1 protein-coding gene is annotated in these 1,795 nt (G+C 46.2%); it reads left to right on the forward strand.

The features are described from left to right. Positions 1–90: 90 nt before the first annotated feature. Positions 91–1,377: a site-specific integrase gene (locus tag D0T87_RS17810; RefSeq protein ID WP_163176527.1), complete on the forward strand. Its 1,287-nt coding sequence runs from the start codon at positions 91–93 to the stop codon at positions 1,375–1,377. Positions 1,378–1,795: the final 418 nt, after the last annotated feature.

Consider the following 1,795-nt stretch of genomic DNA (forward strand, 5'->3'; position numbering starts at 1 on the left):
ATAATTGTCTCATTTTTCTTGCCGTTTGTTACTCTGATATATTAAGTTTGCATAAACTTAATAATTAGTATTCACTTTAAAAACAAATTTATGTCAAGTGTAACATTAGTTTATCGCCCTTCTATAAAGAAGGGACAGCACGCGGGTAGTTTATCCCTGCGTTTGATCCATGAACGGCAAGTAAAAGCAATCACATTAAAAGGCTGCCGTATTACCTCCGATGAGTGGGATCAGGATACACACAGCATCCTGATCCCTTCGGATAATCCCGACCGGGCCGCCTACCTGAAAGACGTTATCTCCCGGATCAATAGTGAGAGAGAAATGCTGAACCGGTTTATCTTAATGCTCGAAAACAAAGGGCGCTACCGTCTCAACGACCTGTTGTTGCTCTATCTGCGGCAGCACAGCGAGGACACCTTGCAGGGGTATACCGAAACACTGTTTAAGCTATTGACCTCACGTGGGCAATACCGCACCGCCCGCGCTTACCGCACGGTCACCCACGGCCTGCTCTCTTTCCATGGGGATACCCATCTCTCTTTGAAGCAGATCGATGCCCGCCTGATGAAAGACTTTGAGAGCTATCTGAAAAATAAAGGGTTGATGCTGAATACCATATCCTACTATATGCGCAACCTGCGGGCAATCTATAATAAGGCCGTACAGGAAAATCTGATTATCACCCGCAAAGAAGAAGACCCATTTGCCAATGTATTTACCGGAGTGGTAAAAACGGTGAAGCGGGCGCTTTCCATGGATGAAACCAGCCAGCTATTGAATGTTGATTTAGAGAAGCACCTGTGCGATGAACAGCCCGGTAGCAGTGAACATACCCAGTTGAAAAAACTACAGGATGCCCAGCGCTATTTCAACTTCTGTTTGTATGCCCGGGGAATGTGCTTCGTAGACCTGGCCTACCTGAAGAAATCGGATATCAAGGATGGTTGCATCCGGTATATGCGCAAGAAGACCGGCCAGCGGATTGAGGTGGAAATCGCACCCGCGCTACAAGCTATTATCGATAGTTTTGCCGATGAAACTTCCGGTTCGCCTTATGTCTTTCCCCTGATCCGCCATGCGGATAAACCCTCACTGGTTCAGTATGAAAGCGCCCTGCGCACCCAGAACAACCGATTGAAACGACTGGCGGCTATGGCTGGGATTACCAAAACCCTGAGTACGCACGTTGCACGGCACACCTGGGCTACGGTTGGGAAACTTATCAACCTCTCTACAATGGTTCTTAGTGAATGTTTAGGCCATAGCTCGGAAAAGACGACGAGTATTTACCTGGGTACACTGGCGGGTTCCACCCTGGATGAGGCCAACGCGCGCGTTATCCAGGCCATCCAGAACCATAGGGTAAGGGTTTGATAAGGGCTTAAGCGGCATAAAAGAGGGAAATAAGGCGTAAAAAAAATGAACCTGGCAGAATCACCATTCTTCCGGGCAGGATGAGTCATGTCCTTATGTCAGCTTTTGATGCCCGGAAGGATGTGATTGCGATATAATTTCCCCGATAGTAGCCGGATTTTGCCTGTCCGCTTTGTCTGTCCCCTTATAAAATGAAGAAAACCGGTAGAAATCCGGAAGAAATTTAGGAATATTTTCTTACCTTTGTAAAATCAGATAGACGCTATTATTTCTTCTGTTATTTACTAAGTGCCGGACTTCCTTGCCCATTCGTGGAATATTCAGGGGCAAAAATAGGACATTAATCCGGACTAGCCTTTGTCAAATATGTCGTTTCTATTGTCAATTCCTTCTTCGGATAAAGAAATGTCCTCTTTTA

This window comes from Bacteroides sp. 51 (genome assembly GCF_010500965.1).
GTDB lineage: Bacteria > Bacteroidota > Bacteroidia > Bacteroidales > Bacteroidaceae > Bacteroides.